This window comes from Streptomyces sp. NPDC021019, assembly GCF_044333295.1.
GTDB lineage: Bacteria > Actinomycetota > Actinomycetes > Streptomycetales > Streptomycetaceae > Streptomyces.
Window position 1 is genome coordinate 252,805 of sequence record NZ_JBIRQR010000004.1, and the last position, 25,804, is coordinate 278,608.

22 protein-coding genes, 1 tRNA gene and 2 pseudogenes are annotated in these 25,804 nt (G+C 70.3%); 18 read left to right on the forward strand and 7 right to left on the reverse strand.

What is annotated here, in order from left to right; translation table 11 throughout:
• Nucleotides 1–16 precede the first annotated feature (16 nt).
• Entirely contained in the window at nt 17–1,267 is a 1,251-nt protein-coding gene (locus tag ACH4RG_RS23795) for an MFS transporter (protein ID WP_398162915.1), read from the reverse strand.
• Between the two features lie 54 nt (nt 1,268–1,321).
• Between ACH4RG_RS23795 and ACH4RG_RS23800 the strand changes: the two genes are divergently transcribed.
• The 5 genes and pseudogenes from ACH4RG_RS23800 to ACH4RG_RS23820 form a co-directional block, all read left to right on the forward strand.
• Nucleotides 1,322–1,693: a MerR family transcriptional regulator gene (locus tag ACH4RG_RS23800; RefSeq protein WP_397928306.1), complete on the forward strand. Its 372-nt coding sequence runs from the start codon at nt 1,322–1,324 to the stop codon at nt 1,691–1,693.
• 613 nt (nt 1,694–2,306) lie between these two features.
• The gene (locus ACH4RG_RS23805; RefSeq protein WP_398540280.1) at nt 2,307–3,134 is read left to right on the forward strand and encodes an NAD(P)-dependent oxidoreductase; all 828 of its coding nucleotides are present in this window, start codon (nt 2,307–2,309) and stop codon (nt 3,132–3,134) included.
• 93 nt (nt 3,135–3,227) lie between these two features.
• Nucleotides 3,228–3,544 (forward strand): annotated as a pseudogene (locus ACH4RG_RS23810) (winged helix-turn-helix transcriptional regulator).
• 230 nt (nt 3,545–3,774) lie between these two features.
• On the forward strand, nt 3,775–4,611 hold the full coding sequence (locus ACH4RG_RS23815; RefSeq protein WP_398162917.1) for an alpha/beta fold hydrolase: 837 nt from the start codon (nt 3,775–3,777) through the stop codon (nt 4,609–4,611).
• A gap of 46 nt (nt 4,612–4,657) precedes the next feature.
• A pseudogene (locus ACH4RG_RS23820) lies at nt 4,658–4,855 on the forward strand (transposase); the annotation flags it as partial.
• 31 nt (nt 4,856–4,886) lie between these two features.
• Here the strand turns inward: ACH4RG_RS23820 and ACH4RG_RS23825 are convergent.
• Nucleotides 4,887–5,516: a hypothetical protein gene (locus ACH4RG_RS23825; RefSeq protein ID WP_398540215.1), complete on the reverse strand. Its 630-nt coding sequence runs from the start codon at nt 5,514–5,516 to the stop codon at nt 4,887–4,889.
• Between the two features lie 908 nt (nt 5,517–6,424).
• On the opposite strand from ACH4RG_RS23825, the gene ACH4RG_RS23830 reads away from it, so the two are divergent.
• From ACH4RG_RS23830 to ACH4RG_RS23850, 5 genes are all read left to right on the forward strand, one after another.
• Nucleotides 6,425–8,521 carry a sensor histidine kinase gene (locus ACH4RG_RS23830; RefSeq protein ID WP_398540216.1) on the forward strand — a complete coding sequence of 699 codons (2,097 nt, stop codon included), beginning with the start codon at nt 6,425–6,427 and terminating at the stop codon, nt 8,519–8,521.
• Nucleotides 8,522–8,636: 115 nt separating this feature from the next.
• Nucleotides 8,637–9,053 carry a roadblock/LC7 domain-containing protein gene (locus ACH4RG_RS23835; RefSeq protein ID WP_007447032.1) on the forward strand — a complete coding sequence of 139 codons (417 nt, stop codon included), beginning with the start codon at nt 8,637–8,639 and terminating at the stop codon, nt 9,051–9,053.
• Nucleotides 9,050–9,406 carry a DUF742 domain-containing protein gene (locus ACH4RG_RS23840; RefSeq protein ID WP_265601174.1) on the forward strand — a complete coding sequence of 119 codons (357 nt, stop codon included), beginning with the start codon at nt 9,050–9,052 and terminating at the stop codon, nt 9,404–9,406. The genes ACH4RG_RS23835 and ACH4RG_RS23840 overlap by 4 nt, the downstream gene beginning before the upstream one ends.
• Nucleotides 9,387–10,001 carry a GTP-binding protein gene (locus ACH4RG_RS23845; RefSeq protein ID WP_397921093.1) on the forward strand — a complete coding sequence of 205 codons (615 nt, stop codon included), beginning with the start codon at nt 9,387–9,389 and terminating at the stop codon, nt 9,999–10,001. Before ACH4RG_RS23840 ends, ACH4RG_RS23845 begins: the two co-directional genes overlap by 20 nt.
• On the forward strand, nt 9,998–11,281 hold the full coding sequence (locus ACH4RG_RS23850; RefSeq protein WP_397921091.1) for a cytochrome P450: 1,284 nt from the start codon (nt 9,998–10,000) through the stop codon (nt 11,279–11,281). Before ACH4RG_RS23845 ends, ACH4RG_RS23850 begins: the two co-directional genes overlap by 4 nt.
• Nucleotides 11,282–11,428: 147 nt before the next feature.
• On the opposite strand, the gene ACH4RG_RS23855 is transcribed toward ACH4RG_RS23850, so the two are convergent.
• From ACH4RG_RS23855 to ACH4RG_RS23870, 4 genes are all read right to left on the reverse strand, one after another.
• A complete protein-coding gene (locus ACH4RG_RS23855; protein ID WP_397921089.1) occupies nt 11,429–12,580 on the reverse strand; it encodes a cytochrome P450 in 1,152 nt (383 codons plus the stop codon).
• Nucleotides 12,581–12,825: 245 nt separating this feature from the next.
• On the reverse strand, nt 12,826–13,728 hold the full coding sequence (locus tag ACH4RG_RS23860) for a cellulose-binding protein (RefSeq protein ID WP_398540217.1): 903 nt from the start codon (nt 13,726–13,728) through the stop codon (nt 12,826–12,828).
• Nucleotides 13,729–13,986: 258 nt separating this feature from the next.
• Nucleotides 13,987–16,590, reverse strand: coding sequence for an SUKH-4 family immunity protein (locus ACH4RG_RS23865; RefSeq protein ID WP_398540218.1), 2,604 nt, complete (start codon nt 16,588–16,590; stop codon nt 13,987–13,989).
• 5 nt (nt 16,591–16,595) lie between these two features.
• Nucleotides 16,596–17,573, reverse strand: a complete 978-nt coding sequence (locus tag ACH4RG_RS23870) for an SMI1/KNR4 family protein (protein WP_397921083.1) — start codon at nt 17,571–17,573, stop codon at nt 16,596–16,598.
• Nucleotides 17,574–17,808: 235 nt separating this feature from the next.
• On the opposite strand from ACH4RG_RS23870, the gene ACH4RG_RS23875 reads away from it, so the two are divergent.
• Nucleotides 17,809–18,333, forward strand: coding sequence for a YwqJ-related putative deaminase (locus ACH4RG_RS23875; protein WP_073805023.1), 525 nt, complete (start codon nt 17,809–17,811; stop codon nt 18,331–18,333).
• A 10-nt stretch (nt 18,334–18,343) separates the two neighbouring features.
• Nucleotides 18,344–18,841, forward strand: coding sequence for an SUKH-3 domain-containing protein (locus tag ACH4RG_RS23880; RefSeq protein ID WP_397921079.1), 498 nt, complete (start codon nt 18,344–18,346; stop codon nt 18,839–18,841).
• A 271-nt stretch (nt 18,842–19,112) separates the two neighbouring features.
• Here ACH4RG_RS23880 and ACH4RG_RS23885 read toward each other — a convergent pair whose 3' ends face one another.
• Nucleotides 19,113–20,438 (reverse strand): sensor histidine kinase, encoded by a 1,326-nt coding sequence (locus tag ACH4RG_RS23885; RefSeq protein WP_397921077.1) that lies wholly within the window; start codon nt 20,436–20,438, stop codon nt 19,113–19,115.
• Nucleotides 20,439–20,594: 156 nt separating this feature from the next.
• Between ACH4RG_RS23885 and ACH4RG_RS23890 the strand changes: the two genes are divergently transcribed.
• The 6 genes from ACH4RG_RS23890 (at nt 20,595) to pth (ending at nt 25,744) form a co-directional block, all read left to right on the forward strand.
• Nucleotides 20,595–21,467, forward strand: coding sequence for a hypothetical protein (locus ACH4RG_RS23890; RefSeq protein WP_398540219.1), 873 nt, complete (start codon nt 20,595–20,597; stop codon nt 21,465–21,467).
• A 12-nt stretch (nt 21,468–21,479) separates the two neighbouring features.
• Nucleotides 21,480–21,550 (forward strand) — tRNA-Gln (locus ACH4RG_RS23895).
• A 107-nt stretch (nt 21,551–21,657) separates the two neighbouring features.
• Nucleotides 21,658–23,106 (forward strand): bifunctional UDP-N-acetylglucosamine diphosphorylase/glucosamine-1-phosphate N-acetyltransferase GlmU, encoded by a 1,449-nt coding sequence (gene glmU / locus ACH4RG_RS23900; protein WP_397921073.1) that lies wholly within the window; start codon nt 21,658–21,660, stop codon nt 23,104–23,106.
• Nucleotides 23,107–23,225: 119 nt separating this feature from the next.
• Nucleotides 23,226–24,203: a ribose-phosphate diphosphokinase gene (locus ACH4RG_RS23905; RefSeq protein WP_015609053.1), complete on the forward strand. Its 978-nt coding sequence runs from the start codon at nt 23,226–23,228 to the stop codon at nt 24,201–24,203.
• A 207-nt stretch (nt 24,204–24,410) separates the two neighbouring features.
• Nucleotides 24,411–24,995 (forward strand): 50S ribosomal protein L25/general stress protein Ctc, encoded by a 585-nt coding sequence (locus tag ACH4RG_RS23910; protein WP_397921071.1) that lies wholly within the window; start codon nt 24,411–24,413, stop codon nt 24,993–24,995.
• A 155-nt stretch (nt 24,996–25,150) separates the two neighbouring features.
• On the forward strand, nt 25,151–25,744 hold the full coding sequence (gene pth, locus ACH4RG_RS23915) for an aminoacyl-tRNA hydrolase (protein ID WP_397921069.1): 594 nt from the start codon (nt 25,151–25,153) through the stop codon (nt 25,742–25,744).
• The last annotated feature ends 60 nt before the right edge of the window (nt 25,745–25,804 follow it).

Genomic DNA, 25,804 nt, shown 5'->3' on the forward strand with positions numbered 1-25,804 from the left:
CTCGGGTGTCCGATAGTCACGCATCCGGTGCGGAGGTGGTCTCGTATGCGCATGTGCGGCTGGTGAATCCGTGTCGACGTGTGCCGATGACGATAGCGAGCGTGGGGAGCAGGAGCGCGAGTGGGATCCAGCCCAGGGAGGGAGGTCCCAGCACGTTGAGGGTGATACCGCCGATGATCCCGCCTGCGGCGATCCCGATGTTCCAGCATGTGGTGAGAAGTGCTTGTGCGACGTCGCCTGCTGCACCCGCGGCGTCAGCGATCGCGGTTTGCAGCAGGGTTGAGGCACCGCCGTACGCGAGTCCCCACAGGGCTGCGCTGGCGTACACGAGAGCAGGGGTACCGGAGAAGACACTCAGGATGAGAGCGGCTGTCGCCAGGAGCGTGCAGGCGAGAATCATGAGCGTGCGCAGGTGCCGGTCGATGAGTACGCCGGTGAGCCAGATGCTCACGAGTGAAACCAGACCGAAGGTGAGTAGCACCGAATCGACCTGACCTGCCATGCCGAGCGGGGCCAGGAAGGGGGCGATGTAGGTGAAGAGGATGTTGTGCGCGAACACGAACGTCAACGTCACGACGAGGATCGGGGCGACGCCGGGTAGGCGGAACGTGTGGAGCAGCGGCAGTCGTGCGCCCTTGGATTGGCCGGGGAAGTTCGGAACGCTGGCGATCACCCATACGAGCAGTGCGCAAGTCACCAGCGTGATGATCCCGAATGCGAATCGCCATTCGACGACCTTGGCGAGGAACGCTGCTGCGGGGACGCCGACGGACAGGGCAACGGTCCCGCCCGCCATGGCGATGGCCATGGCCTTGCCGCGCTGGTGCGCGGGAACCATTCGCCGAGCGTATCCGGCCAGGAGCGCCCAGAGCATGCCGCCGACGATGCCGCCGAGGAACCGTGCGGCCAGGGTGAGCGCGAAACTGTCGGAGAGGGCGGTGACAGTGTTGGCGATCGCGAACCCCGAGATCGCGAACAGCAGCAGGTGCTTCCGTCGCCAGCCGATCGTCGCTCTCGTCAGAGGGACCGCCGCGAGAATCGCCCCGATCGCGAAGACCGTGACGCTCTGCCCCGCAGCCGCCTCACTCACTCCCAGGTCGCGGCTCATCTGCGACAGCATCCCGGCGGGCATCGTCTCGGTCAGGAGCGTGATGAACCCTGTGGCAGCCAGCGCCAGCAGACCCGCGATGGGGAACCGCGTCTCAGCGGCCGGAAGGGGCGGTGATGTATCCGTTCGTGTCATATCGTTATCATCAATGTGTGACATTAATGTGAGGGTCAAGTGCGGTTGCATCGCAGCCCGGACGCGGGGGGGTGTGGGATGCGGATCGGGGAGCTTTCTCAGCGCACGGACACGCCGGTGCGGATGCTCCGTTACTACGAGGAACAAGAGTTGATCGAGTCCGAACGGCTCCCTAACGGGTACCGGCACTACGAGGACTACGTTGTCGATCGGGTGCGGCAGGTCCGGGGCTTGCTCGACGTCGGTCTGCCGACGCGGATCATCAAGCAGATCCTTCCTTGCTTGGACAGTCCGCAGGCGATACATCTGCCGTACGTCACTCCGGACATGATTGTGACACTCGAACGCGAACGCGACCGGATGGCGGAGAAGATCGAATGCCTCACGAAGAATCACCGAGCCATCGACGACTATCTCCACGCCGTGAGCCGCGAAATCCGAGCTTCCTGATGAGGCGCCCCAGTACGTACGTCTGCTGACGGGCGGCGCCTGGCAGCATCGGAGCAGACGGTGCGGGGTGACGGCCTGGATCGGGCCTGATCTGCTGTTACGCGAACTGGAGTGCTTTGCGGTGCTCACAGTCGAGTCGCCTTGCCCGCTCCGGCGACCGGGCCGGGCCGGGCCGGTGAGGACGAGCCGGACGGGGCGGGTGGCGCGGTAGTAGGCCAGCATGTCCGGCAGCGACCCCTCTCCCGGCGACGGGTGCTCCCCGGCATGGATCTGGCCGGCGGGCAGGGCCCTCGCGGCGCGAGCCGAAGCGGGCTGCAGGACGTAGCGCAGGTCGATGTGCTGGGAGCGAAGTCCGCCAGATGCGCAGTCCACGATCACGGGGCCCGGCCCCCTGAGCCTGGCCCGGCTTCGGGCTGCCGTCCGTCTGGCGAGTTCGAGCCCGTACAGACCTCATCAAATAGACGTCAAGTTCAGGGCCTGTTTCTCGACTTTTCCACTGGTTCCGAGCCCTGACCTGCGGTCCGGCGCAGGCCAGGTGACTGACCTTTGGGTAACCACGCACTTCCAAGTCAGTTCTTGTATCGCGTTCCATCCTGCGCGAACAGTGTTCTGCATGAAGACGCAGTATGAACGAATCAGCATTCTCGGCCTGGGAGCTATGGGACGAGCGCTGGCGAGCGCGCTCCTCGATTCCGGTCGCGAGGTGACGGTATGGAACCGTACTCCGGGGAAAGCGGGTGAACTGGTTGCGCGTGGTGCGCGGGTGGCGTCGAGTCCTGAAGAGGCGATCAATGTCGGCGATCTGACGGTTGTGTGCCTTCTGGACGACGCCAGTGTCCGCGCGACGCTCGCACCAGCCGTGCGGGAGTTGGGCGGTGGCACACTGGTCAACCTCACCAGTGGCTCCGTACGGCAGGCGCGAGAGCTTGCCCGATGGCTCACGGGGCACGGGGTGCACTTCCTGGCCGGCGGGATCATGGCCGTACCCGCGACGGTCGGAACGCAGGGGGCCTTCGTCCTCTACAGCGGTGCGCGAGACGTGTTCGACCGTGTCGCCCCTGTGCTCGGCTCCATCGGCCGTTCTCATTGGGTGGGCGAGGACCCGGGGTTCGCGGCGCTGTACGACATGGCCGCGCTGAGCGGCATGTACGGCCTGGGGGCCGGGGCCGATCACGCCGTGGCGTTGGTCCACGCGGAAGGTGGCGACGTCGAGACGTTCAGGCAGGAGGTGCTCCAGCCATGGATGGAGCAGATGCTGCCGATCACGGTCGCCGGGGCCGACGCGAGCGAGACCGTCCCGGACGAGTACAACCCGGCGATGCAGGCGACCGGCCTGGAGAACATCCTCTCCGCCTCCGGGGAGGCGGGCGTGCCCGCGCATCTGGCCGGGCACCTGCGCGCCTCGCTGTGGCGGATGCGCCGTGCCGTTGACGCCAGTTGACGCCGCACCAGGAGCATGCACGAACAAGGGGGCAGCCCGGCTCCCATGAGGCGGATGCGTAATCCGCCCTACATCCGTGCCCTCGACGCCGCGATGGACGTCGTCGAGGGCAAGTGGAAAGCGCTGATCCTCTGGGCGCTGGACGAACGGCTCCGCCGATTCGGCGAGTTGCGCCGTAGCCTCCCCGGCATCAGCGAGAAGGTCCTCGCCCAGCAACTACGCGGCCCGAGGCGGACGGGATCGTCCGGCGGACCATGTTCGAGGAGACACCGCCCCGAGTCGAATACGAACTGACCAAGGCGGGCGCCGAGCTCTACTCGGCACTCGAGGGTCTGGGAGAATGGGGCGACCGGCGCGTGCGCCAGCTCGACATCGTCCCCACCCACGGCAAAGAGCAAGCCGAGGCATAAGAAGCTGGTTCTGAAACTTCGTGCCGGATCAGGGCCGTGCTTGGGGCGTTGGTGATGGGTTCAGGCGGCTTGTGCGAGGTGGTCCTGGTGAATGACCGCAACGGGGGCCACGGCCGCTCGGCGCACGAGGTTCAGAATGCGAAGCCGCGAGACCGATGAGTTTTCCGCCGAGCCGCTGTCACAACTGCATCCGGAGTACAGCACCTCCACGTGAAGCGGAGAGAAGAAGCATGTCAGCAACGCGCGAATCGGCGGCCACGGTGAAGTCGACGGTTGTCTCGAGCGACGGAACCCCCATCGCGTTCGAGCGGTCCGGCAGCGGGCCTACGGTCATCCTGGTGTCCTCGGCGCTGGCCGACCGCTCCGACACCAGGAAGCTCGCCGGCCTCCTCGCCCCGCACTTCACCGTCGTCAACTACGACCGCCGCGGCCGGGGCGCCAGCGGCAACAGCGCCGACTACACGGTGCGGCGCGAGATCGACGACATCGCGGCGCTGATCGAGCATGCGGGCGGTTCTGCCTCGGTGTTCGGCAGTTCGTCCGGTGCGGTACTCGCCCTGCGCGCCGCCGCGGCCGGCCTGAACATCAAGCGGCTCGCGCTCTACGAGCCGCCCTTCGCCGTCGCCCCCGGCGACTTCGGACCGCCGAAGGACTTCGCACGGCACATCGACGGTCTCATCGCCGAGGACCGGCGCAGCGAGGCGGTCAAGACCTTCATGACCAAGGCCCAGGGTATGCCCGCGTTCATGGTCGGATCGATGCGGCTGCTGCCCGGAGTGTGGTCGAACCTCAAGGCAATGGCCCACACCCTGCCCTACGACATCGCGGTCATGGGCGACACCCAGCAGGGCAAACCCCTCACCGCCGAGGTGTGGTCGCCCGCGACTGCACCGACCCTCGTCATGACCGGCTCCAAGAGCCCGGACGGCTTCCAGAGCGCCGCGCGAGCGGTCGCGGAGGTGCTGCCCGACGCCGACCATCACACGCTCCAGGGCCTCAATCACGGAGCGGTGGTCATGGCTCCCAAGAAGCTCGCGCCGAAGCTCATCGAGTTCCTTCAAGACTGAGCTTGTTCTTGATCTTCTGGCTTTGAACGGCGTCCCGAACTTGTTCACCCAGGCTGGGGTCCGGCGGGGGTTCAGGAACACCCGCGATCTTCTGCTCTGCCCGGCCCGTGTTCCCCAACCCCGCGGCGCCGGACCCGGACGGCCGCCCGGCGCCAAGAACCGACGCCCGGCACCCCGCTACGACGTGGGCAAGACCGTCAAGCGTCCAGAGACCCTCAAGGCCATCGGCCGACCCGGAAGATCAGGACCAAGCTCAGTCCTCCCGCGCTCTGCGTTCATTGCGCCGCGGTGCCTCGTGCTTTCAGCAGCTCGAACACGCTGGAGAAGCTGTCCTGCCCGTGGCCGTCGGCCGCCCGTCTGTCGAGCAGGGCCTTCAACGGCTCATGGACGTCGCTGGCGATGCCCCTGGCTCTGCTGAACTGGATGAGGCTGTCGACCCCGGCCCGGTGGGGGCCGACCGTGGAGACCCCGCCTGCATACGCCGATTCCCCTGCCTCGCGCGCCAGTTCGGGCAGGAACTCGGCCATCCCGTACAGCCATCGGGCCGCCAGCGGGGCGAACACCTCAGGGGTGGTGCCGGCCTGTTCGAGCAGTGCTGCGGCGTGCAGAAACCCGGTGAGGGCCGCGTACCCCGTACCCAGCAGGGCCAAGTCGTGGATCTCCGCAGAACCGGGATCGATGCCGAAGTAGTGTGCCGGCGCCATCACCTCCAGCTCGCGCCGGTACGTGGTGTAGGCACGTCGGGAACCGCTGTAGAGGAAGAAACCCTCCGGAGTGGCCGTGCCGTCGTCGTCCGGGAAGTTCCCGTTCTCGATCTGGCGGGCGTGGTCGGACATCAGCGAGGTGACGAACGGCATGTGCCCCGTCGCCACCGCCGCGACGGCGGCCGGGTCGACGCCCGCCACGCCCGCCAGGCCAGACCGAAGAGCGCCGTGTCGTACACCGGGCCGGCGCCGGATCGGCCCCGAGGCAGCCGGAGTTCGGGCCGCCCGCCTCCTGGGCGCGGCTGCCCGGGCCCGGGAGCCCTCGGGTGCCGCGCTCCCGGAGGCCGAGCGCGGCGATGTCGAACGCATCACCACCAGAGACCTCGCAATGCTGGGCCCAGAGACGTTCGCCGCTGAGTTCTCTGTCGGCATCAATGACGATCGACATCTGGAACGGCCTGACGGGGCGACGGGTGGAGAGGTCTGAGGATCGCCCTGCGGGCTGACCCAGCTCGTGCTGTTGCCCCCCGTGACACTCCGCGACCGCTTCCCAAGATCTGTGCCAGAACCGACACTCGTGAACAAAGCCAGACCCGAGGCCACTCGGAACCGGAGATGAGAGCATCCGCTTACTGGTGTCACTGAGCACTTACCGGTGACATCCGGATCTACCGATGCCGCCTCGCCGTGTCGAACGGCACGGCGAGGTTTTCCAGATTGACCGAAAAGAATTCCTCCGCAGCTGCCATCTCCGCTTCTCAGCTTGATGCACGGCTTCGTCCGAGGTCCATCGGTGGGTGCACCGATGGGTGCATCGCACACACCTGGACCGCCGTCCGGCAGCCAGGTTCGCCCGGCGCACGCCCTCACGTGCCCGCCACCTCGCGAGTACCACAACTCCCAAAGCACACTGGCCACTTCTCGACAAAATCACTCTGCCTACGGACTATGCCGCAGACCGGATCATCCGCCGCACAAGCATGTCTACGATGTGGTCAACCCCTGACAGGAAAGACCGCTTCCGCTTTCCTCCGATGCGCCAAGGTGATCTGCACCTTCTCGGAGCGGCCGCATACCTTCTGCCCGGTAGAACTGAGGGAACCGCATCCATGCCGAAACCCGCACCAGCCAGTCAGCACCGGCCGAGGAAAGCGCCGAGGGCCGCGATAGCCCCGCTCGTGGCCGTGTTGTCGGCGTGTGCCGTCGCCGGAGCCGTGGCAGCGACTCTGGCGCCCTCGGAAGCGCGCGGCTGGGTCGTGGCGGTGGTGCTCACCGCCTGGGTGGCCCTGGCCGTCACCCTTGCCACCGCTCACGGCGTCACCCGGCGGGCCCGGCGTTCGGCCTCTGCCAAGGGCGCGGAGGCCGAACGGCTCAAGACCTCGCTGGCCGCTCTCGAAACGGACACGGCGCACACCGCCGACGTGGCGCTGCCCGCGTTGATCCAGCTGGTACGCGGCGGAGTGAAGGCCGCCGACGCCCTCGGCCGGGTCCCGCTGCCGCGCAGCCCGCGTCAGCGCAAGCTGCTGCACGTCCTCGCGACCACGGTCGAGGGGCAGGCGCAGCAGACCGCCGCGCTGCGCACGGAGAGCACCCGGGTCCACGACGAGCTGGGAGCGGAGAACGCGCGGCTCCGCGAGGAGCTGCACGCGCTGACCTCCGAGGTGGACCGGTTCACGCGTGAGACGCTGCCGGGCGTGGTCGCCAGGCTCCGTGACGGCGAGTCCGGCGCCACCGTGCAGTCCGAGGTGTACCTGCCGGAGCAGCCGCTGCTGCGCGCGTCGGTCGAGGCGGTGCTCCGGGAGCTAGCGCTCAGCGAGCGCCGCGCTCTCGCGGCGACGACCGCGTCGGCCAAGGCGCTCAGCCGGGTCCAGGCGAAGTCCGTCAGCATGCTCGCCGATCTGCGGACCATGCAGGAACGTCACGGTGAAGAGGTGTTCGGGGATCTGCTGAAGCTGGACCACAGCACCTCGCAGCTCGGCCTGATGACCGACCGGCTGGCGCTGCTGATGGGCGGCCGGCCGAGCCGCGCCTGGAACAGGCCGATCGTCATGGAGAGCATCCTGCGCGGCGCGGTCGGCCGCATCGCCGCCTATCAACGCGTACGGCTGCACTGCTCCTCCAACGTCTCCATCTCCGGCTTCGCCGCCGAAGGCGTCATGCACCTGCTCGCCGAACTGATGGACAACGCCGCCAACTTCTCACCGCCCATCGACGAGGTGCACGTCTACGTCGAGGAACGCGGCACCGGCATCGTCGTCACCATCGAGGACAGCGGTCTGAAGATGGCCGACGCGGCGATGCGACGGGCGGCGGACTCGGTCGCCGGCCGGACGACGGACCTCGCGACCCTCCAGGGCACCCGGCTCGGCCTCGCCGTCGTCGGACGGCTCGCGCTCAAGCACCGGATCAGCGTCAACTACCGCCCGTCCTCGCGCGGCGGCACCGGCGTCGTCGTCCTGCTGCCCCGGCATCTGATCGCGCAGGAGCCCCGGGAGAACCACCCGGCTCCGGTTCAGCGGGCGGTCGCCGCGCCCGCATCAGCCGAACAGGCTCCCGCCCCGACGCCGCCCGCGCCCGCGCAGCCCTCGCCCGCCTCCCCGGCACCGGAACCGGCACCGGCACCGGCACCGGCCGCACCGTCCTACCCGACGCCTCCCGCCGCTCCGGCCCACCCGGCGCCTCCGGCCGCACCCGAGCCCACGCCCGTACAGCCGTCACCGTCCTACACGCCCCCGCCCGCCACCCCCGCGCCCCTGACGCCCTCCGGGCCCGGAGCGGACGCGCCCGCCGCCGTAACGCCTCCGGTGCCCGCACCGGCGGAGAACCACCTCGTGGTCCGTCCGCGCGAGCACGGACGGGAGGCCCCCGGCCCTGCGGTGAGCTCCACCCCCGGTGGTCTGCCCGTACGGACCCCCGGCCGCACCATGGCGGAGGCGGACCGGGAGCGCGGCCGCCACCGCGGCTCGCCCGCGCCCGCCGCTCCGGGGGACCCGCGCGGCAACGCGCCGCGGACCTCACCGCCACGCAGCGCGGGACAGCAGTTCGGCGCCTTCCGGCGCGGCACCAAGCCCGCGAGCAAGCCCGGAGGCAGCCCCGAAGGCAGTCCCGGAGGCGCTCCCGGACATCCCGAAGGCAGGGTCGGAGACCCCGACGGCAGAGCCGAAGGACCCGACGGCGGGACCGTACCGCCGACCACCGCTCCGTAACCCGGAACGCCCCATCCGTTCGGTGTCCGGTCCACCGGACGCGCTCGCTCGAACACCCGAGATTGGAGGTACGGGCCCTCGCCGCTCCCCCGGCGCCGCGGTCCCGTCACTCGTCATGCAGACCACAGACAACAGCCTCACCTGGCTCCTGCAGAGGCTCCTCGAGCAGACCCCCGGCACCCGGCACGCCCTGGCCCTGTCACGCGACGGGCTCAAGCTCTGCTGGACCGAGCACCTCACCCTCGACCAGGCCGACCAACTGGCGGCCATCTGCTCGGGCATGCAGGCGCTCGCCCAGGGCGCTTCCATCGAGTTCGGCGACAGCACCGGAGGCGTCCGGCACTCGATGACCGAGTTCCACGGCGGCCTGCTCTTCATCGTCGAAGCCGGTGAAGGCGCGCATCTGGCGGTCGTCGCCACGGAGGAGGCCGACCCCAGCGTGGTGGGCCACCAGATGACGGAGATGGTCGAGCAGATCGGCGAGCACCTGCGCGCCGCACCACGCGGCGAGGTGCCGAGGAGCGCGTCATGACCCTTCGCCCCGTCGACACCGGAGCTCCCGACCGGCTCTACACGGTCACGGGTGGACGGAGCCGCTCCGCGGACTCCTTCGACCTGGTGACCCTGGTCGTCAGCGAGTGCCGGCCCACCGCCGGAATGCAGTCGGAGCACGCGCGGATCCTCGACCTGTGCCGCCACCCGACCGCCGTCGTCGAGATCGCCGCCGAACTCTCGCTCCCCGTCACCGTGGTGCGCATCCTGCTCGACGACCTCCACGACATGGGCCGTATCACCGCCCGCCACCCCCGTTCGGCGACCTCACCCAACGCGCTCCCCGACTCCGACCTGCTGAAGGAGGTGCTCCATGGACTCCGGAAGCTATGAGCTGCCGGACCGGCGCACGCCGCTGGCCGACGCCGCGGAAACCGGCCTGAAGATAGTCGTCGTCGGGGGATTCGGCGTCGGCAAGACCACGCTCGTCCACTCGGTGAGCGAGATCCGGCCGCTGAACACCGAAGAGGTCATGACGCAGGCGGGCGTCGGCGTCGACGAGACGGCCGGCGTCGACGCCAAGACGACCACCACGGTCGCCTTCGACTTCGGGCGCATCAGCCTCAACGAGCGCATCGTGCTCTACCTGTTCGGCGCCCCGGGCCAGGAGCGTTTCTGGTTCCTCTGGGACCGCCTGTTCTCCGGCACGCTCGGCGCCGTGGTCCTCGTGGACACCCGCCGCATGGACGACTCCTGGTACGCGATCGACCGGCTGGAACACCACGGCACCCCGTTCGTGGTGGCGGTCAACCGCTTCGACGACGACCTCGCCCACCCCCTCGACGAGATCCGTCAGGCCCTGGCGCTGCCCGAGCACATCCCGATGATCGACTGCGACGCCCGGGTCCGGCGGTCCAGCAAGAACGTACTGATCACGCTCGTCGACCATCTGCGCACGATGGCCATCGCCCGGGAGACGACACCATGAGCACCTCCAGTCCCTCCAGCCCCTCCTTCGGTCCTCAGGCTCCCTCCGGCTGCCCCGTGGGTGCGGGTGGCGACGTCGGCGCGGTGCGGCTGTCCGGAGCCTCCTACCAGCAGACGCCCACGGAGCTCTACCGCTCGCTGCGACGGGAGCACGGTGCGGTGGCGCCGGTCCTGCTGGACGGTGACGTTCCGGCCTGGCTGGTCCTCGGCTACGCTGAACTGTCCTACGTCACCACGCACGACGAGCTGTTCGCGAGGGACTCGCGCCGCTGGAACCAGTGGGAGACCATCCCCCCGGACTGGCCGCTGATGCCGTTCGTCGGCTACCAGCCGTCGGTGCTCTTCACCGAAGGCGACGAGCACCGGCGCAGGGCCGGCGTCATCACCGAAGCCCTCGAAGGCATCGACCAGTTCGAGCTGGCACGCGACTGCCGGCGCATCGCCGACCGGCTCATCGCGGAGTTCGCCGGAAGCGGCCGGACGGAACTGATGAGCAGTTACGTCCACGCCCTGCCGATGCGGGCCGTGGTCCAGATGTGCGGCATGCCGGTGTCGGGCTCCGACACCCAGCAGCTGGTGGACGACCTGCGCATCTCGCTCGACGCCGGCGAGGGCGACGACCCGGTGGCGGCCTACGGACGCGTCGGCGACCGGCTGCGCCAACTGGTCGAGGACAAGCGGGCGGCGCCCGGCACCGACGTCACCTCCCGCATGGTGACGCACGGGGCCGGCCTCACGGACGAGGAGATCGTCCAGGACCTGATCTCGGTGATCGCCGCGGCCCAGCAGCCCACCGCGAACTGGATCTGCAACACGCTGCGGCTGCTCCTGACGGACGAACGCTTCGCGCTGAACGTCTCCGGTGGGCGGCTCAGCGTCGGCGAGGCGCTCAACGAGGTGCTGTGGCTCGACACCCCGACGCAGAACTTCATCGGCCGCTGGGCCGTACGGGACACCCAGCTCGGCGGCCGGCACATCCGGGCGGGCGACTGCCTGGTCCTCGGGCTCGCCGCGGCCAACACGGACCCGGAGATCTGGCCGGAGTCGTACGTCGGCGCAGAGAACTCCGCGCACCTGTCGTTCAGCGGCGGTGAACACCGCTGCCCCTACCCCGCGCCGTTGTTGGCCGACGTGATGGCCCGTACGGCGGTGGAGACGCTGCTGGAACAGCTGCCGGACCTGATGCTGGCGGTCGAGCCGACGGAGCTCTCCTGGCGTCCTTCGATCTGGATGCGCGGGCTGTCGACGCTGCCGGTCCAGTTCAGTCCGATGGCGCATTAGGGCGGGTCCGCCGGCACCGTTTCGGTGCGAGCGGCCGGAGTCCGTGGCGGATCCGGCCGCTCGGGTCGACGTCGACGTTCCAGTCAGGCGGCGCTCCGGTCAGGCGGACAGCAGACGTTCTGGTCAGTCGGACGGCCGACGTTCCGGTCAGCCGGACACCGGCGTGAAGCGGACCGGCAGGCTCTGCGGTCCTCGGGTGAAGACACCCCGCTCGACCGGGTCGAAGCCGTCGGCCAGCCGCAGGTCCGGCATCGCGTCCAGCAACTGGCCCACCCCGATCTCCACCTCGGCCTTGGCCAGCAGAGCACCGACGCAGAAGTGCCGGCCGAGTGCGAAGGCGAGATGGTCGGCCGCCGCCGAGAAGGCGTTCGTGGCGGTCAGGTCCTCACGGAAGATGTCGAAGACATCGGGGTTCCGGTAGCGGTCCTCGTCACGGTTGGCGGCGCCTATCAGACAGGTGACGGTGGAACCCGCCGGTACGGTGCCGCCGCCGAGCGCCACCTCCGTCGCCGACTTGCGCATGATCATGTGCACCGGCGGCGTGTAGCGCAGCGTCTCGGCGAAGGCCCGGGGTATCAGGGTGCGATCGGCGCGGACCGCCTCCAACTGCTCGGGGTGGCGCAGCAGATTGGTGAAGATACCGGCGATGGCCTTGTCGGTGGTCTCGCCCCCGGCGGCCAGCAGGAGGCTGCAGAACGCCTTGATGTCCTCGTCGCCCATCCGGACGCCGTCGACCTCCGCGGTGCACAGGGTCGACAGCAGATCGTCGCCCGGCTCCTCCCGCCGCTTCCGGATGATCGGCAGCATGTACTCGGCGAACTCGACGCGCGTACGCTCACCGGCCCGGGTCACCTCCGGATCACCGGAGAGATTGCCGAGAAACGCGATGACGGCCGTGTACCAGCCGTGAAACCGCTCGTAGTCGGACTTGTCCAGTCCCAGCATGTCGGCAATGACGTTGACAGGAAAGCGGGTGGCGTAGTCGGCGACCAGATCGACGGAACCCGCATCGCGGAACGTGTCGATCAATTCGCGCGAATTGCGCTCGATGACCGGTAAAAACTTCTCGCGCAGGTCGCTGCCCCGGAAGGCCGGCGCGACCAGGGCCCGGCGCACGGCGTGCTCGCGCCCGCTGAGCTGGAGGATCGTCCGCCCGTGCACGGGCTCGATCTGCCAGTCGTAGTTCTCCGTGGTGAATTCGCCTTCTTTGTCCTTGAAGACGCGCTCGACGTCCTCGTAACGCGAGACGATGTAACTTCCGGTGGCCTCGTGCCACATCAGGGGCGTGTCCTGACGCATCAGGCGATACGCCCGATACGGATCTCTCTCGAACTCCGGTGACAAAATGTCCGGCGCTGGGACCGACATGAACACTCCCTGCTGAACGGGGAACGGATACGTGGGAACTGAACGCTTCCATCACCTCCTGAGAACACGCGTTCGTCAAGAGTTGCCACCCGTTGCGACCTGCCGGGACGTAGCGAACTGCCGGGACATTGCGACCTGCCGGGACGTTGCGAACTGCCGGGACCCAAGGCCCCGGCTCAGTCCTCCGGACCGTCTCCCGTCGCCACCCGCCCCGTCAGCGCCGCCAGCGAGCTCCGCACATGCGCCATGTGCGCCTGGGCCTCCTCGCGGCCCTCATCGTGCTCCCGCAGAATCCGTTCCGTCTCCCGCACCACCCGCTCCTCGCGGACCCGGGCCTCGGCCAGCAGCTCCGCCGCCCGCGCCTCCGCGTCCTCCTGGCCGTGCCGGGCCGCCTCCTGCGTGGCAGCCAGGTCCCGGCCCGCCTCCGCGAGCAGCTCCTCCGCCCGCTCGGTCAGCTCCGCGTACCGGGCCTCCAACGCCGCTTCTCCGGCGGCCAGTTCGGCCTCGGCCGCCTTGAGCCGCTCCGCGTGCTCCTGCTCCTGGTGGGCCAGCACACTCGCCGTACGGTCACGGGTCGCGGCCATCGCGGAAGCGGCCGCCGCCCGCACCTCCTCGGCCTCCTGCCGGGCCGCGGCGAGCAGGGCCTCCGCCTCCCTGACCGCCCCGGCCACCCGCTCGTCGGCCGCCCGGTCCGCCGCCGCACGCACCTCGCCGGCCGCCTCGCGCGCCGCGTCCCCGGCCGCCCGGCCCGCCGCCTCGGCCGCGTCCCGCAGCGCCTGGCCCGCCGCCACCGCTTCGGCGTCCAGCGCCTCCGCCTCGCTCTCGGCCAACGCCAGGATCCGCTGCGCCCGCTCCCCCAGCTCCGCGTAGTCCTGCACGGGCAGCGTCGCGACGGTCTCCGCCAGCCGGACGGACTCGGCGATCAGCTCCTCCACCCGGCCCGTCAGCCGCGCGATCTCGGCGAGCGCCGCATCCCGCTCGGCCGTCAGAGCGGCCGTCATCCGGTCCACCTGCTCCGGACGGTAACCACGCCCCCGCACCCCGACGACGTCGTACGCGGACACCGGTCCAGCACTCATCCCTGAAACCTCTCTCCGACCCGCCGACACGCTCTGCCACGCTCCGACACCCGTATTACGTCAAGGATGCGGCAATTGATGCCGGAAGTCGGAATCGATCAGCGGCATTCAGGCCGGAAGCGACCGGCATCACAGACCCGGGCGAACCGGTGATCATCGGCCAGGTGCGCCGTACACGCCCCGGTACACAAGGAGGCGCCCGGGCCCATCCGGGTCCGGGCGCCCCGTACGCGCTCGCCGCTCAGCTCCGCGTACGGCTCAGATCAGGCCGTCCCACATCTGCTCCAGCAGCACCGACCACCAGCTCTCCGGCGACGCCAGCGCCGCCGGGTCCAGCGCCACCAGCTGTGCCTGGAAATCGACGGTCCAGCGGCCCGCCTGCTCCGGGTTGAGGCCGAACCGCAGCCGCCACATCCGGCCCAGCAACGCCATCGACCGCACGAACTCCGGCAGCCCGGTGTTCACGAACTGCGGCGGCACCGACTGCCCGCCAGGCCCCGCCTCCACCGGTACGGCCACGATGTTCGCCGTCCCGTACTGCACACAGATCGCCCGGCCGAAGTCCGTGCCCATCACCAGATACGACCCGGCGTCCGGTGCGGGCTGCACCTGACGCTGCGCCGCCAGCTCGGCCAGCGTCGGCACGACCGGCTGACCCGGCTGCGCCCAGAAAAACGGCCCGAAATCGGCGGGCAGCCCCGCCCACACCAGGGTGTGCGCGACGACCTCCGGCACGCCCTGACGGGACACCGCCCGCTGGTCGAACCGCAGGATGCCCTGCGGACCGAACGCCTGCGCCAGCTCCTCGGCCACCGCCTCCGGCGGCAGCGCGGGCGCGGGCGGCATCTGCGGCAGCGGCGCCCGCACCGGCGCGGGCCGCGCCGGACCGTCCGCGACCTGGTGCAGCTCGCCCTGGTGCGTCAGCAGATGCTGCATGCCCTGCTGCCGACTGGCGTGATCCGTGCCGTACGGGGCGACGCTGGTGATCCGCACCTGCGGCCAGGTCTCCCGGATCATCCGGGCGCAGTACCCGCCCGGCAGCTCACAGGACTCCAGCTCGGTGTGCAGTTCGATGACCTGCTGCGGCGGCACGTTCATCGCCCGCAGCTCGTGCAGCATCTGCCACTCGGGGTGCGGGGTGCCCGGCGCCGAACGGCGGATCAGCTGCTGCTCGCTGCCGTCCGGAGCCCGGAACCGCAGCACGGCCTGGTAGCCGGGGCCGACGGCCGGCCGCCCGGCGGGCTGCTGCGGATAGCCGTACGCCGCAGGCGGAGTGTGCCCACCGGGCGGCGGACCGGGAGGACCAGGCGGCTGCGGTACGGGACCCGGGGCTCCGGCCGGCGAGACGCCAGGAGCCCCGGGAGGAGCAGGAGGGCCGGGAGGACCGGGAGGACCGGGCGGCCCTACCTGCCCCGGAGCCGCGAACATCGTCTCCGCGTGGTGCACCCCACCACCGGGAGGCGGCGTGGAACCGGGCGGCGGACCCGGCGGGCCGGGAGGCTGCGGCGCGCCCGGAACACCCGGCGGACCGGGAGGCTGCGGGGCTCCCGGAGCTCCGGGCGGGCCCGGCGGCCTGGGCGCCCCCGCGACGCCCGCACCGAGGCTGCTCCCGTCGGCGAACATCGTCGCGGCGTGGTGCATCCCCCCGCCCGGAGGCGGCGTGGAACCAGGCGGACCGGGAGGACCGGGAGGACCGGGAGGACCGGGAGGGCCGGGCGGCGGGGTGGAACCCGGCGGCGGCCCCGGCGGCGGGGTGGCACCGGGCGGGCCGGGGGGGCCGAGCTGGGACACGAGCTGCGTCGGGAGGTACCCGCCCGCCGGAGCACCGGGCGCGCCCGGACCCGAAGGCGGCGGCGTCGCACCGGGCGGCATCCCGGGAACCCCCGGGGCGCCGGGCGGCGGCGGGGTCGACGAACCGGCCCCACGAGCCCCACGCGGCGGCACGGCCGCCTTGCTGGTGGCCGCGTCCGCGATGTCACCGGCCCCACCCGGGGGGCCCTGGTCCGGGCGGAGCGCCTGCGCCACCTGCGTACGCGGCAGCTGACTGCCACCGGACATCAGGGCCGTGGGCGCCTCCGCCGGAACGACAGGCGGCGGGGCCTCCTCGTCGTCCGTGCCCGACAGCGGCGGCGCGAACACCGTCGCGGGCAACGGAACCGCCCCGTCGTCGGAGTCCGAGTTGGTGTCCGTACCCGCCCAGGGCGTCGCCCCCGCGGGCACACCGTCGGAGGCCGTGGGCTCATGGGCATCGCCGCCACCGGCATCGGGCCACGACGCGGCGGAACCCCCGACCGAAGCAGGAGAAGAAGGCGGCGACGACGCGTCGTCCGCGACAGCAAAGGACACGGGCCCGCGCTCGGAAACGGGAGCGGAAGCCGGAGCCGAAGCGGGGGCGGGGGCGGGAACAGACGCGGTAGGGGCGGCGGGCGCACCGGAGGCGGCCGCGGCCGCCTCCGCCGACTCCCGGCGCTCCGCACGATGATCCGGAATCCCCAGCTTGTCCGCCGCCTCCTGGAGCCACTCCGGCGGCGTCAACAGGAACGACGTCTGGTTGAGATCCACCCGCTGCGGCGGCTCGGGAGCCCCGACCGGCGCACCGGCCGGAGTCCCGTACTCCTCCTCGTACCGCCGGATCACCTCACCCACCGGCAACCCCGGCCACAACGTCGCCTCACCGCTGTCCCGCGCGATCACCAGCCGCTGACGACCCCCGTCCGACACGGGGCCCTCCGCCCGGTCCTCGGCCCACACCACGAAACCCAGCTCGAACTCACGGACCCGCACCTCACGGTGCTGATACGCGGGCACGTCACCGTTGACCCACTCGTCCGCCCGCTCCTGCGCCTGCGCGAAAGTCACCACCGCGCTCACCCCTCCACCGGGACGGCGCGCGCGAAGCCACCGTCCACCATCAGGTTCGCCACGGTCTCCAGCTCCGGCGGATTGCCCGCCAAGCGCTGGAGGAAGGCGTCGAAGTCCGCACCGCAGGGCAGCAACAGCCGCTCCACACGCTCCTGGACACTCCAGCCGTCCTGGTCCCGGGCATCGTCGTACGGGCAGAACCACACCGAACCCAGGTCCTGGCCGCGCACCTTCACGGCGAGAATCCCGCCCTGGACGAACGCGACGCCCAGGAAATCCTTGGTGAAGTGGTCCCGCAGACACTTGTTCACGTACACCAGATCGTTCACCGCGGCCTCGTCACGCACCGTGAAGAACGGCTGGTCCACCAGCAGCCCCAGCTCCGCGTCCAACGCCGCGCCCACCGGGGCCGAACCGCCGGCCGCCTTCAGGAACGAGCGGTACGCACCCGGCAGCCGGTAGCCGAGGTCCTCCTCGACTCCCTGGACCTGCTGCTCGCTCACCGCGGCCGCCCCCTTGGGCAACCGGAAGTGCGCCGGGCGGGTCTCCTGCAACGGGCGGGTACCACGCCGGTTCTGATCCACGTCCGTACCCGCCAGACCGCCGTGATGACGCAGCAGCGCCTTCACCTCGACCGGCACCAGCTCCATCCGTCGGCCGCCCGGCACGTGATGCCAGGTCCAGCCGTGCGGGGTCGCCACCGCGGGAATCGTGTCCCACAGGTCGTGACCGCTCGCCGCCAACGCCGCGTTCGCCGACACGTAGTCGGTGAGGCGCAGCTCATCGATACCGAAGCCCGGAGGCGGCTCGGCGATCTCGGCGGCAGCACGCGCGTACGGCGAAAGGACCGGGTGACCGCTCCCGTCCATCCGCACCCCTCTGGGGTGCCGGGACGCCCGGACCGGGTCCGGGAAGTTCACGACCTGCCCGGCGTAGGCGGCGTTCGGTGGCGCGGCTTGCTGCCCGAGCCGACCTGTCGTCATGGCTGATGCCCCCTGCTGCGTCCGGTGTTCCGCACAGCCTAAGCGGTGGGGCACCGGGGGATCCCGTCCCGCCGCAACCGTCACGAACGGTCACAATCGCGTGACGGTGAGGCGGCAGACCCGCGCCCTCGGGCGACACGCGGACACGTTTCCCCGCCCCAGCTTCCCCACCACCTGGCACATTTGGCAGGCTGTCCCCGCAACTCGGGGGATTGCAGGGAGGGACGTCAACACGATGCATTCCACACAAACCGTCACATCAGGGGATCCGCGCCTCAGCTGGAGCAGCACCGAGACCAGCCGTACTCCCCGACTGATCCACCGCCGCGACGGGATTCTCCCCGCCGTGGCCGCCGCGCTGTCCGTACGCGGCGAGACGCTGACCTGCACCGCCGGCAAGGGGGACCAGCCACCGGTGCTGCACCCGCTCGTCCAGGACTTCCTCGACACCCTCACCAGCGGCCAGCGCGAACGCTTCACCGGCCGCTGCCCCGAAGCCATACTGCTCTCACGCCAACTCACCGCCGCCGAGAGCGGGCGCTCCAAACGCGCCCAGCGCAAACCCCTGACCAACGGGGAAGCGCGCCGCGCGCTCAAACACTCCCGGCTCACCGCCCGCCGCATCCGCGAGGACGGCGACCCCCTCCACGGCAGCTACGCACCACCCTGCCGGTCCTGCTCCGCGCTCCTGTCCCACTTCGGCGTACGCCCCGTCGACCTGACCTCCACCGGCGCCGCGACCACCGCCGAGAAGGGCTGACCGCCCACCGATGCACGACCGCCAGCAGCACTCCTCCACCCGGTTCCCCGTCGCCGTCGACGCCGCCCTGCGCGAAGCGGGCTGGCAGCCCGGCCGCTGGGACATCCGCCAGGCCGAGGAATGGGCCGACGCCCTGCGCTCCCACGCCTCCCCGGCCGGCCACCAGCACGCGGTCTTCCCGGCCGCCGTCGAGGCCTGGGCGGAGTTCGGCGGCCTCCACATCACCGCGTCCGCCCCCGGCCGGCACATCGCGCCCGCCGCCGTGCGCATCGACCCGCTCAGCGGCCTCCACCTGGCCCGGACGCTCGCGGACCTCGGCCGCGCCCTGGAGACGGAGGTCAGCCCGCTCGGGGCGGAGGGCGAGGAGCAGGCGGTCCTGGCGATCGACACGGAGGGCCGGGTGTACAGCATCGACCACACGGGTGACTGGTTCCTGGGCCAGGACATCGACGAGGCCCTGGCCACGCTGGTGACGGGCACGCAACCATCGCGTTTGACGTCAGCCTGAGCCACGTCCAGCCCGGCCGGCGTTCGAGGACGGAACCGTCGCTCGGGCCGAACGGGCACCATCGCTTCCCGGACACGGAAGGGCCGCCGCTCCCCACAGCCAGGGTTCCGTCCTCAAACGCCGGACGGGCCGAAAGGAGCAGCCCTCGCACGCCGCGCCCAGGCCGAAGTCGCCGCCCCCACACGTCGGGCAGCAGGAAGGGCCGCCCCCCTACCCGCAGAACGGGCTGCATTGGCCGGCCCTCACGCGGGCAAGCCGGGGCCGGCCGGGTTCAGGCGTCGCCCGAGCCGTCCGGAAGCACCGCCGAGACCCGGAAGCCCCCCGCGTCCGTCGGGCCGGACACGAACACGCCCCCCAGCCCCTGCACCCGCTCCCGCATCCCCACAAGCCCGTTCCCCCCGCTCGGCAGCCCCGCGTCCGCCGCCGCCGCGTCCGAAGGGCCGTTCTCCACCTGCATCGCGACCTCGGCCTCCCGATGTGCGAGCCGCACCCACGTCTTCGCACCCGCCGCATGCTTGTGCACGTTCGTCAGCGCCTCCTGCACCACCCGGAACGCCGTCTGCTCGACCTCCGGCGGATACGGCCGCAGCTCACCGTCCACCGACAGCTCGACGGTCATCCCCGCCTGTCGCGACTGCGCCACCAACGCCTCCAGCTCGTGCAGCCGGGGCCCGTCCTCGGACGCGGCGATGGCGGCGGCCGCGACGGCCGCCTGTCTCACCGACGCCAGCGGAACCGCTCCCGCGGCGGCCGGCGCGGTCAGCGCGTCCCCGGTGCGCAGCACCCCGAGCATCTCGCGCAGCTCCGTCAGCGCCTGCCGGCCCATGTCCCCGACCAGCGCCGCGTTGCGCACGGCCTTCGCCGGATCCTTCGGCGCGACGGCCTGGAGGGCGGCGGCGTGGACCACCATCAGGCTCACCCGGTGGGCCACCACGTCGTGCATCTCCCGGGCGATCCGGGTCCGCTCCTCCGTACGCGCCCACTCGGCCCGCTCCTCGGCCCGGTCCGCGAGCAGCGACAGCTCCCGCTCCAGCGAATCGGCCCGCTCCCGCAGGCTCTCCATCAGCCGGCGTCTGGCCCCTATGTAGAGGCCGAACAGCACGGACGGGGCCGTGAGCCCCACCGCCATGAAGACGGACATCAGCGGGACGTACCAGTCCCCCGGCCCGAAGTCGGCCTGCTCGGCCACGCTCTGCCGCAGCCGTACGTAGGTGACGATGAACGTCCCCACCAGCGCCATCCCCGCCAGGACGACGGTGATCCGGCGCGGCACCTCGGACGCGGCCAGCGTGTAGAGGCCCACGAGGGCCATCAGGAAGCCCATCTCGGCGGGCGTCATCGCGATCGTCACGAGTACCACGACGATCGGCCACCGCCGGCGCACCAGCAGCACCGAACCAGCCAGCAGTCCGAACACCACGCCCACCGGCACCGGTATCCCGGTGTTCCGGGCGAACTCCACCCCCTCCAGGCCACACTCCAGCGCCGACACCAGCGCCAGTCCCACGTCCAGGGCGACACCGCGTCGCCGCTCCCACCACCAGTAGCCGCGGGTGGTCGATCCCGCCGCCTCCCGGTCTGCCCCCGTTGCGGTCATGGCATCCAGCCTACGGGCGGACGCATCCCAATTTCGGGTGACCGGCAACAGCACGTCCCGCGTTCGAACAAGCACGAAACACATGCCGATCGCCTGAAATGGCGAATCGACCGCACTTTCGACCCGGACGTTCGCATTCCGGACGACGATCCCCGTATGACGGAAACCGCAAGCAAGTACGCCGACTTCGAGGGTCTGCGCGAGCGGGCGGTGGCGCTGCGCCGGGAGGGGCTCAGCCGCCGCCAGATCCGCGACCGGCTCCACGTCGACAACAACGACATCCTCAACCGGCTCCTGGAGCGAGAGCCCGCCCCGGAGTGGACGAAGCGCCCGAACGCCAAGGACGACGCACGGGCGAAGGCCCGGGAACTGCGGCTCCAAGGGATGACATACGACCAGATCCAGGTGGAGCTGGGGTGCTCCAAGGGGTCCATCTCGTTGTGGGTACGGGATCTGCCGAAGCCGGAGCGCAGGCGCACCCGGGAGGAGTCCTCCGCCATCGGGCGACGCGGCTGGGAAGCCACACTCCAGCGGCGGGACACCGAGCGCCGGGCCATGAAGGGCAAGGCGGCGGGCGAGGTCGGCGAGATGACCGATCGCGAGCTCTTCCTGCTGGGCGTCGCCCTCTACTGGGCGGAGGGCTCCAAGTCCAAGCCGTACCGCACCCAGGAGCGGGTCACCTTCGTCAACAGTGACCCCGGCATGATCGAGGTCTTCCTCGCCTGGCTCCGCCTTCTGGGCGTACCCCAGGAACGCCTGCGCTTCCACATCCACATCCATGAGACCGCGGACATCACAGCAGCCGAGCGGTACTGGATCACCCTTACCGGCGCCGCACCTTCGGCATTCGGCAAGACATCCCTCAAGAGGCACTCCCCGAAGACGAACCGCAAGAACATCGGCGACAACTACCGGGGCTGTCTTTCTGTGCGTGTCCTAAAAGGTGCCGACCTGTACCGTCGCATCGAAGGCTCGTGGTGCGGCATAGTAGGGGCTGCAAAACGAGCCGACCAAGAGAATCGGACATAATCGGCGATACCATCCCGGGTCGTCTAATGGCAGGACAAATGGTTTTGGTCCATTGAATGAGGGTTCGATTCCTTCCCCGGGAGCACGCCTGCGGGCCCCGACCACACCGGTCGGGGCCCGCCCCCGTTTCCACCGGAAACACCCCCGGTATCCTGCGGATGACCACCACCCGAAGCCGAAGGGCACATCCGTGAGCGCAACCAGCCCGGCAGCCGTCGTCGTCCTCGCAGCGGGTGAGGGCACCCGCATGAAGTCGAAGACACCCAAGGTCCTGCACGAGATCTCCGGGCGCTCGCTCGTCGGACATGTCGTCGCCGCCGCCCGTGAGCTGGACCCCCAGCACCTCGTCGTGGTCGTCGGACATGCCAGCGAGCAGGTCACCGCGCACCTGAACGCCGGCGACGCCCCCGTGCGCACCGCCTTCCAGGCCGAGCAGAACGGGACCGGGCACGCCGTCCGCATGGGTCTCGAAGAGCTGGGCGGCACCGTCGAGGGCACCGTGATCGTCGTCTGCGGGGACACCCCCCTGCTGTCCGGCGAGACGCTCGGCGCGCTCGCCGCCACCCACGCCGCCGACGCCAACGCGGTCACCGTCCTGAGCGCCGAGGTTCCCGACTCCACCGGCTACGGGCGCATCGTGCGCGACCCCGCCACCGGTGCGGTCACCGAGATCGTCGAGCACAAGGACGCCACCGACGAGCAGCGGGCGATCCGGGAGATCAACTCCGGGGTGTTCGCGTTCGACGGGCGGCTGTTGGGCGACGCGCTGGCCAAGGTGCGCACCGACAACAGCCAGGGCGAGGAGTACCTCACCGACGTGCTGTCCATCCTGCGCGAGGCCGGGCACCGGGTCGGGGCCTCCGTGGCGGGCGACCACCGGGAGATCCTCGGCATCAACAACCGGCTCCAGTTGGCGCAGGCGCGCCGGCTGCTCAACGAGCGGCTGCTGGAGCGGGCGATGCTCGCGGGCGTGACCGTGGTGGACCCGTCGTCCACGCTGATCGACGCGACGGTGACGTACGGGCGGGACGCGGTCGTGCACCCGGGGACCCAGCTGCTGGGGACCACGCACCTCGCGGAGGACAGCGAGGTGGGGCCGAACTCGCGGATCGAGGACACCGTCGTCGGGGCCGGCGCCCGGGTGGACAACTCGGTGACGCACTCGGCGGAGATCGGGTCGGGGGCGCTCGTCGGCCCGTACGCGTATCTGCGGCCGGGCACCCGGCTGGGGACGAAGGCCAAGGCCGGTACGTACGTGGAGATGAAGAACGCGACGATCGGGGAAGGGACCAAGGTCCCGCACCTGAGTTACGTCGGTGACGCGACGATCGGTGATCACACCAACATCGGTGCGGCGAGCGTCTTCGTGAACTACGACGGTGTCGCGAAGCACCACACGACGATCGGCTCTCACTGCCGTACCGGTTCGGACAATATGTTTGTGGCGCCCGTCACGGTCGGGGACGGGGTCTACACCGCCGCCGGGTCGGTCATCACCAAGGACGTGCCCGCCGGTTCGCTGGCCGTGGCGCGGGGCCAGCAGCGGAATATCGAGGGTTGGGTGGCCCGGAAGCGGCCGGGCAGCGCCGCCGCGCAGGCCGCTCAGGCGTCGTCGCAGGAGACCGACGGGCAAAGCTGACCGGAAACAGGTGCGCCGGTGACGGCGTACCGTGATAGATGCTCACCCATTTCGGCTGGCTCGTTGCACATCGGGACCTATGCGTGCAGCGCCAGATACACGTCTGAGGAGACTGTGCTGTGACCGGGATCAAGACGACCGGCGAGAAGAAACTGATGCTCTTCTCCGGCCGCGCCCACCCCGAGCTTGCCGAGGAGGTCGCCCATCAGCTGGGAGTCGGTCTCGTGCCGACGAAGGCCTTCGATTTCGCCAACGGTGAGATCTACGTGCGGTTCCAGGAGTCGGCACGTGGCGCGGACTGCTTCCTGATCCAGAGCCACACGGCTCCGATCAACAAGTGGATCATGGAGCAGCTGATCATGCTGGACGCGCTGAAGCGCGCTTCGGCCCGCTCCATCACGGTGATCGTGCCGTTCTACGGCTATGCCCGCCAGGACAAGAAGCACCGTGGCCGTGAGCCGATCTCGGCGCGCATGGTGGCGGATCTGATGGCGACGGCGGGTGCGGACCGGATCCTCACCGTCGATCTGCACACGGACCAGATCCAGGGCTTCTTCGACGGCCCGGTGGACCACCTGTTCGCGCTGCCGATCCTGGCGGACTACGTGGGCGCGAAGGTCGACCGTTCCAAGCTGACGATCGTCTCGCCGGACGCGGGCCGGGTGCGGGTCGCCGACCGTTGGTGCGACCGGCTGGACGCGCCGCTGGCGATCGTGCACAAGCGTCGTGACAAGGACGTGCCGAACCAGGTCTCGGTCCACGAGGTCGTGGGCAACGTCGAGGGCCGGGTCTGTGTGCTGGTCGACGACATGATCGACACCGGTGGCACGATCTGCGCCGCCGCGGACGCGCTGTTCGCGCACGGGGCGGAGGACGTCATCGTGACGGCGACGCACGGGGTGCTGTCGGGTCCGGCGGCGGACCGGCTGAAGAACTCGAAGGTGAGCGAGTTCGTGTTCACGGACACGCTGCCGACCCCGGGTGAGCTGGAGCTGGACAAGATCACGGTGCTCTCGATCGCGCCGACGATCGCGCGTGCGGTGCGTGAGGTGTTCGAGGACGGTTCGGTGACGAGCCTCTTCGAGGAGCAGGGCTGACAGCAGTGACGATCACCCTCCGGTGATCCACTTTGGGGTGCGGCCTCCCCGCCGGGTAGACTCAGCGAGTTGCTCGGCGAGGGAGGCCGTACCCGTGTGTACGGCGGTCCGTTATCGACGCGCTCTTCGTAGCAGGCCTGTCGTGGGCCGGGTGACCGTCCGTGTTCCGTCTCCCGACGGCTCACCCACCTGACGAGGAGTGCAACCATGGCTGAGATCAAGCTCGCCAGCGAGGTCCGTACCGAGTTCGGCAAGGGCGCCGCCCGCCGCGTGCGTCGCGCCAACCGTGTTCCCGCGGTCGTCTACGGCCACGGCGCCGAGCCGGTCCACATCACGCTGCCGGGTCACGACCTGCTGCTGGCGCTGCGTACGGCGAACGTCCTGATCGGTCTGGAGATCGACGGCAAGGACGCGCTGGTCATCCCCAAGGCTGTGCAGCGTCACCCCCTCCGCAGCACCATCGAGCACGTCGACCTGCTGACCGTGAAGCGCGGCGAGAAGGTCGAGGTCGAGATCGCGGTGCACGCCGAGGGTGACCTGGCGCCGGGCGCCAACCTTCTTGAGTTCGTGCTGAACACGCTGCTCGTCGAGGCCGAGGCCACTCACATTCCCGAGTCCGTGACGGTCTCCGTCGCGGGTCTGGACGCCGGTGACTCGATCCAGGCCAAGGACATCAAGCTGCCGAAGGGCTCCGTGCTGGCCGGTGACGAGGACGCCATCGTGATCCAGGTCGTCGCCGCGCAGGCCGAGGAGCCGGCCGCGGACGGGGCCGGCGAGACCGCCGAGGCCTGAGCCGTACCGCTCACCGTTCCACCTGCTTGACTGACGGGGTGGTGGTTCCCTTCCGGGAGCCGCCGCCCCGTTTGCCTGCCCTGTGTGCCATGCGCGCCCTGTGTGCCATGCGTGCCAGTCCTGCCATCCCCTGCGTGCGAGGAGACCGAGCGCTGATGTCCGACGCCACCGACCCCTGGCTCATCGTGGGCCTGGGCAATCCCGGTCCCGACTACGCGGCGAACCGGCACAACGTCGGGTTCATGGTCGCCGATCTGCTGGCGACGCGGATCGGCGGGAAGTTCAAGCGGGCGCAGAAGGCGCAGGCGCAGGTCGTCGAGGGGCGGGTGGGTCCGCCCGGGCCGGGGAGCCGTCGGGTGATCCTGGTGAAGCCGATGTCGTACATGAATCTGTCGGGCGGGCCGGTGACGGCGCTGCGGGACTTCTACAAGGTGCCGACGGATCATGTCGTGGCGATCCATGACGAGCTGGACGTCGATTACGGGATGCTGCGGCTGAAGCTGGGTGGCGGTGACAACGGACACAACGGGCTGAAGTCGATGACGAAGGCCATGGGTCCGGACTATCACCGGGTGCGGTTCGGGATCGGGCGGCCGCCGGGGCGGATGCAGGTCGCGGATTTCGTGCTGAAGGACTTCTCGTCGACCGAGCGCAAGGAGCTGGCGTTCCTGGTGGACCGGTCGGCGGACGCGGTGGAGTGTCTGCTGGCGGAGGGGCTGGAGCGGGCGCAGAGCGCGTACAACTCCTGAGGCGCCCCGCCTCCCTCCACAACTCCTGACATTCCTGGTGCTGGTGGGGCGTTTTTCGGC

What these genes read in the sequence shown, in the direction of transcription:
- ACH4RG_RS23850 (WP_397921091.1), top strand. Translation starts at nt 9,998, where the DNA reads ATGAGCACCTCCAGTCCCTCCAGCCCCTCCTTCGGTCCTCAGGCTCCC.
- ACH4RG_RS23805 (WP_398540280.1), top strand. Translation starts at nt 2,307, where the DNA reads ATGAAGACGCAGTATGAACGAATCAGCATTCTCGGCCTGGGAGCTATG.
- ACH4RG_RS23835 (WP_007447032.1), top strand. Translation starts at nt 8,637, where the DNA reads ATGCAGACCACAGACAACAGCCTCACCTGGCTCCTGCAGAGGCTCCTC.
- ACH4RG_RS23860 (WP_398540217.1), bottom strand. Translation starts at nt 13,728, where the DNA reads ATGAGTGCTGGACCGGTGTCCGCGTACGACGTCGTCGGGGTGCGGGGG.
- ACH4RG_RS23840 (WP_265601174.1), top strand. Translation starts at nt 9,050, where the DNA reads ATGACCCTTCGCCCCGTCGACACCGGAGCTCCCGACCGGCTCTACACG.
- ACH4RG_RS23885 (WP_397921077.1), bottom strand. Translation starts at nt 20,438, where the DNA reads ATGACCGCAACGGGGGCAGACCGGGAGGCGGCGGGATCGACCACCCGC.
- ACH4RG_RS23830 (WP_398540216.1), top strand. Translation starts at nt 6,425, where the DNA reads ATGCCGAAACCCGCACCAGCCAGTCAGCACCGGCCGAGGAAAGCGCCG.
- ACH4RG_RS23815 (WP_398162917.1), top strand. Translation starts at nt 3,775, where the DNA reads ATGTCAGCAACGCGCGAATCGGCGGCCACGGTGAAGTCGACGGTTGTC.
- ACH4RG_RS23845 (WP_397921093.1), top strand. Translation starts at nt 9,387, where the DNA reads ATGGACTCCGGAAGCTATGAGCTGCCGGACCGGCGCACGCCGCTGGCC.
- ACH4RG_RS23880 (WP_397921079.1), top strand. Translation starts at nt 18,344, where the DNA reads ATGCACGACCGCCAGCAGCACTCCTCCACCCGGTTCCCCGTCGCCGTC.
- ACH4RG_RS23800 (WP_397928306.1), top strand. Translation starts at nt 1,322, where the DNA reads ATGCGGATCGGGGAGCTTTCTCAGCGCACGGACACGCCGGTGCGGATG.
- pth (WP_397921069.1), top strand. Translation starts at nt 25,151, where the DNA reads ATGTCCGACGCCACCGACCCCTGGCTCATCGTGGGCCTGGGCAATCCC.
- ACH4RG_RS23870 (WP_397921083.1), bottom strand. Translation starts at nt 17,573, where the DNA reads ATGACGACAGGTCGGCTCGGGCAGCAAGCCGCGCCACCGAACGCCGCC.
- ACH4RG_RS23855 (WP_397921089.1), bottom strand. Translation starts at nt 12,580, where the DNA reads ATGCGTCAGGACACGCCCCTGATGTGGCACGAGGCCACCGGAAGTTAC.
- ACH4RG_RS23890 (WP_398540219.1), top strand. Translation starts at nt 20,595, where the DNA reads ATGACGGAAACCGCAAGCAAGTACGCCGACTTCGAGGGTCTGCGCGAG.
- ACH4RG_RS23795 (WP_398162915.1), bottom strand. Translation starts at nt 1,267, where the DNA reads ATGTCACACATTGATGATAACGATATGACACGAACGGATACATCACCG.
- ACH4RG_RS23910 (WP_397921071.1), top strand. Translation starts at nt 24,411, where the DNA reads ATGGCTGAGATCAAGCTCGCCAGCGAGGTCCGTACCGAGTTCGGCAAG.
- ACH4RG_RS23875 (WP_073805023.1), top strand. Translation starts at nt 17,809, where the DNA reads ATGCATTCCACACAAACCGTCACATCAGGGGATCCGCGCCTCAGCTGG.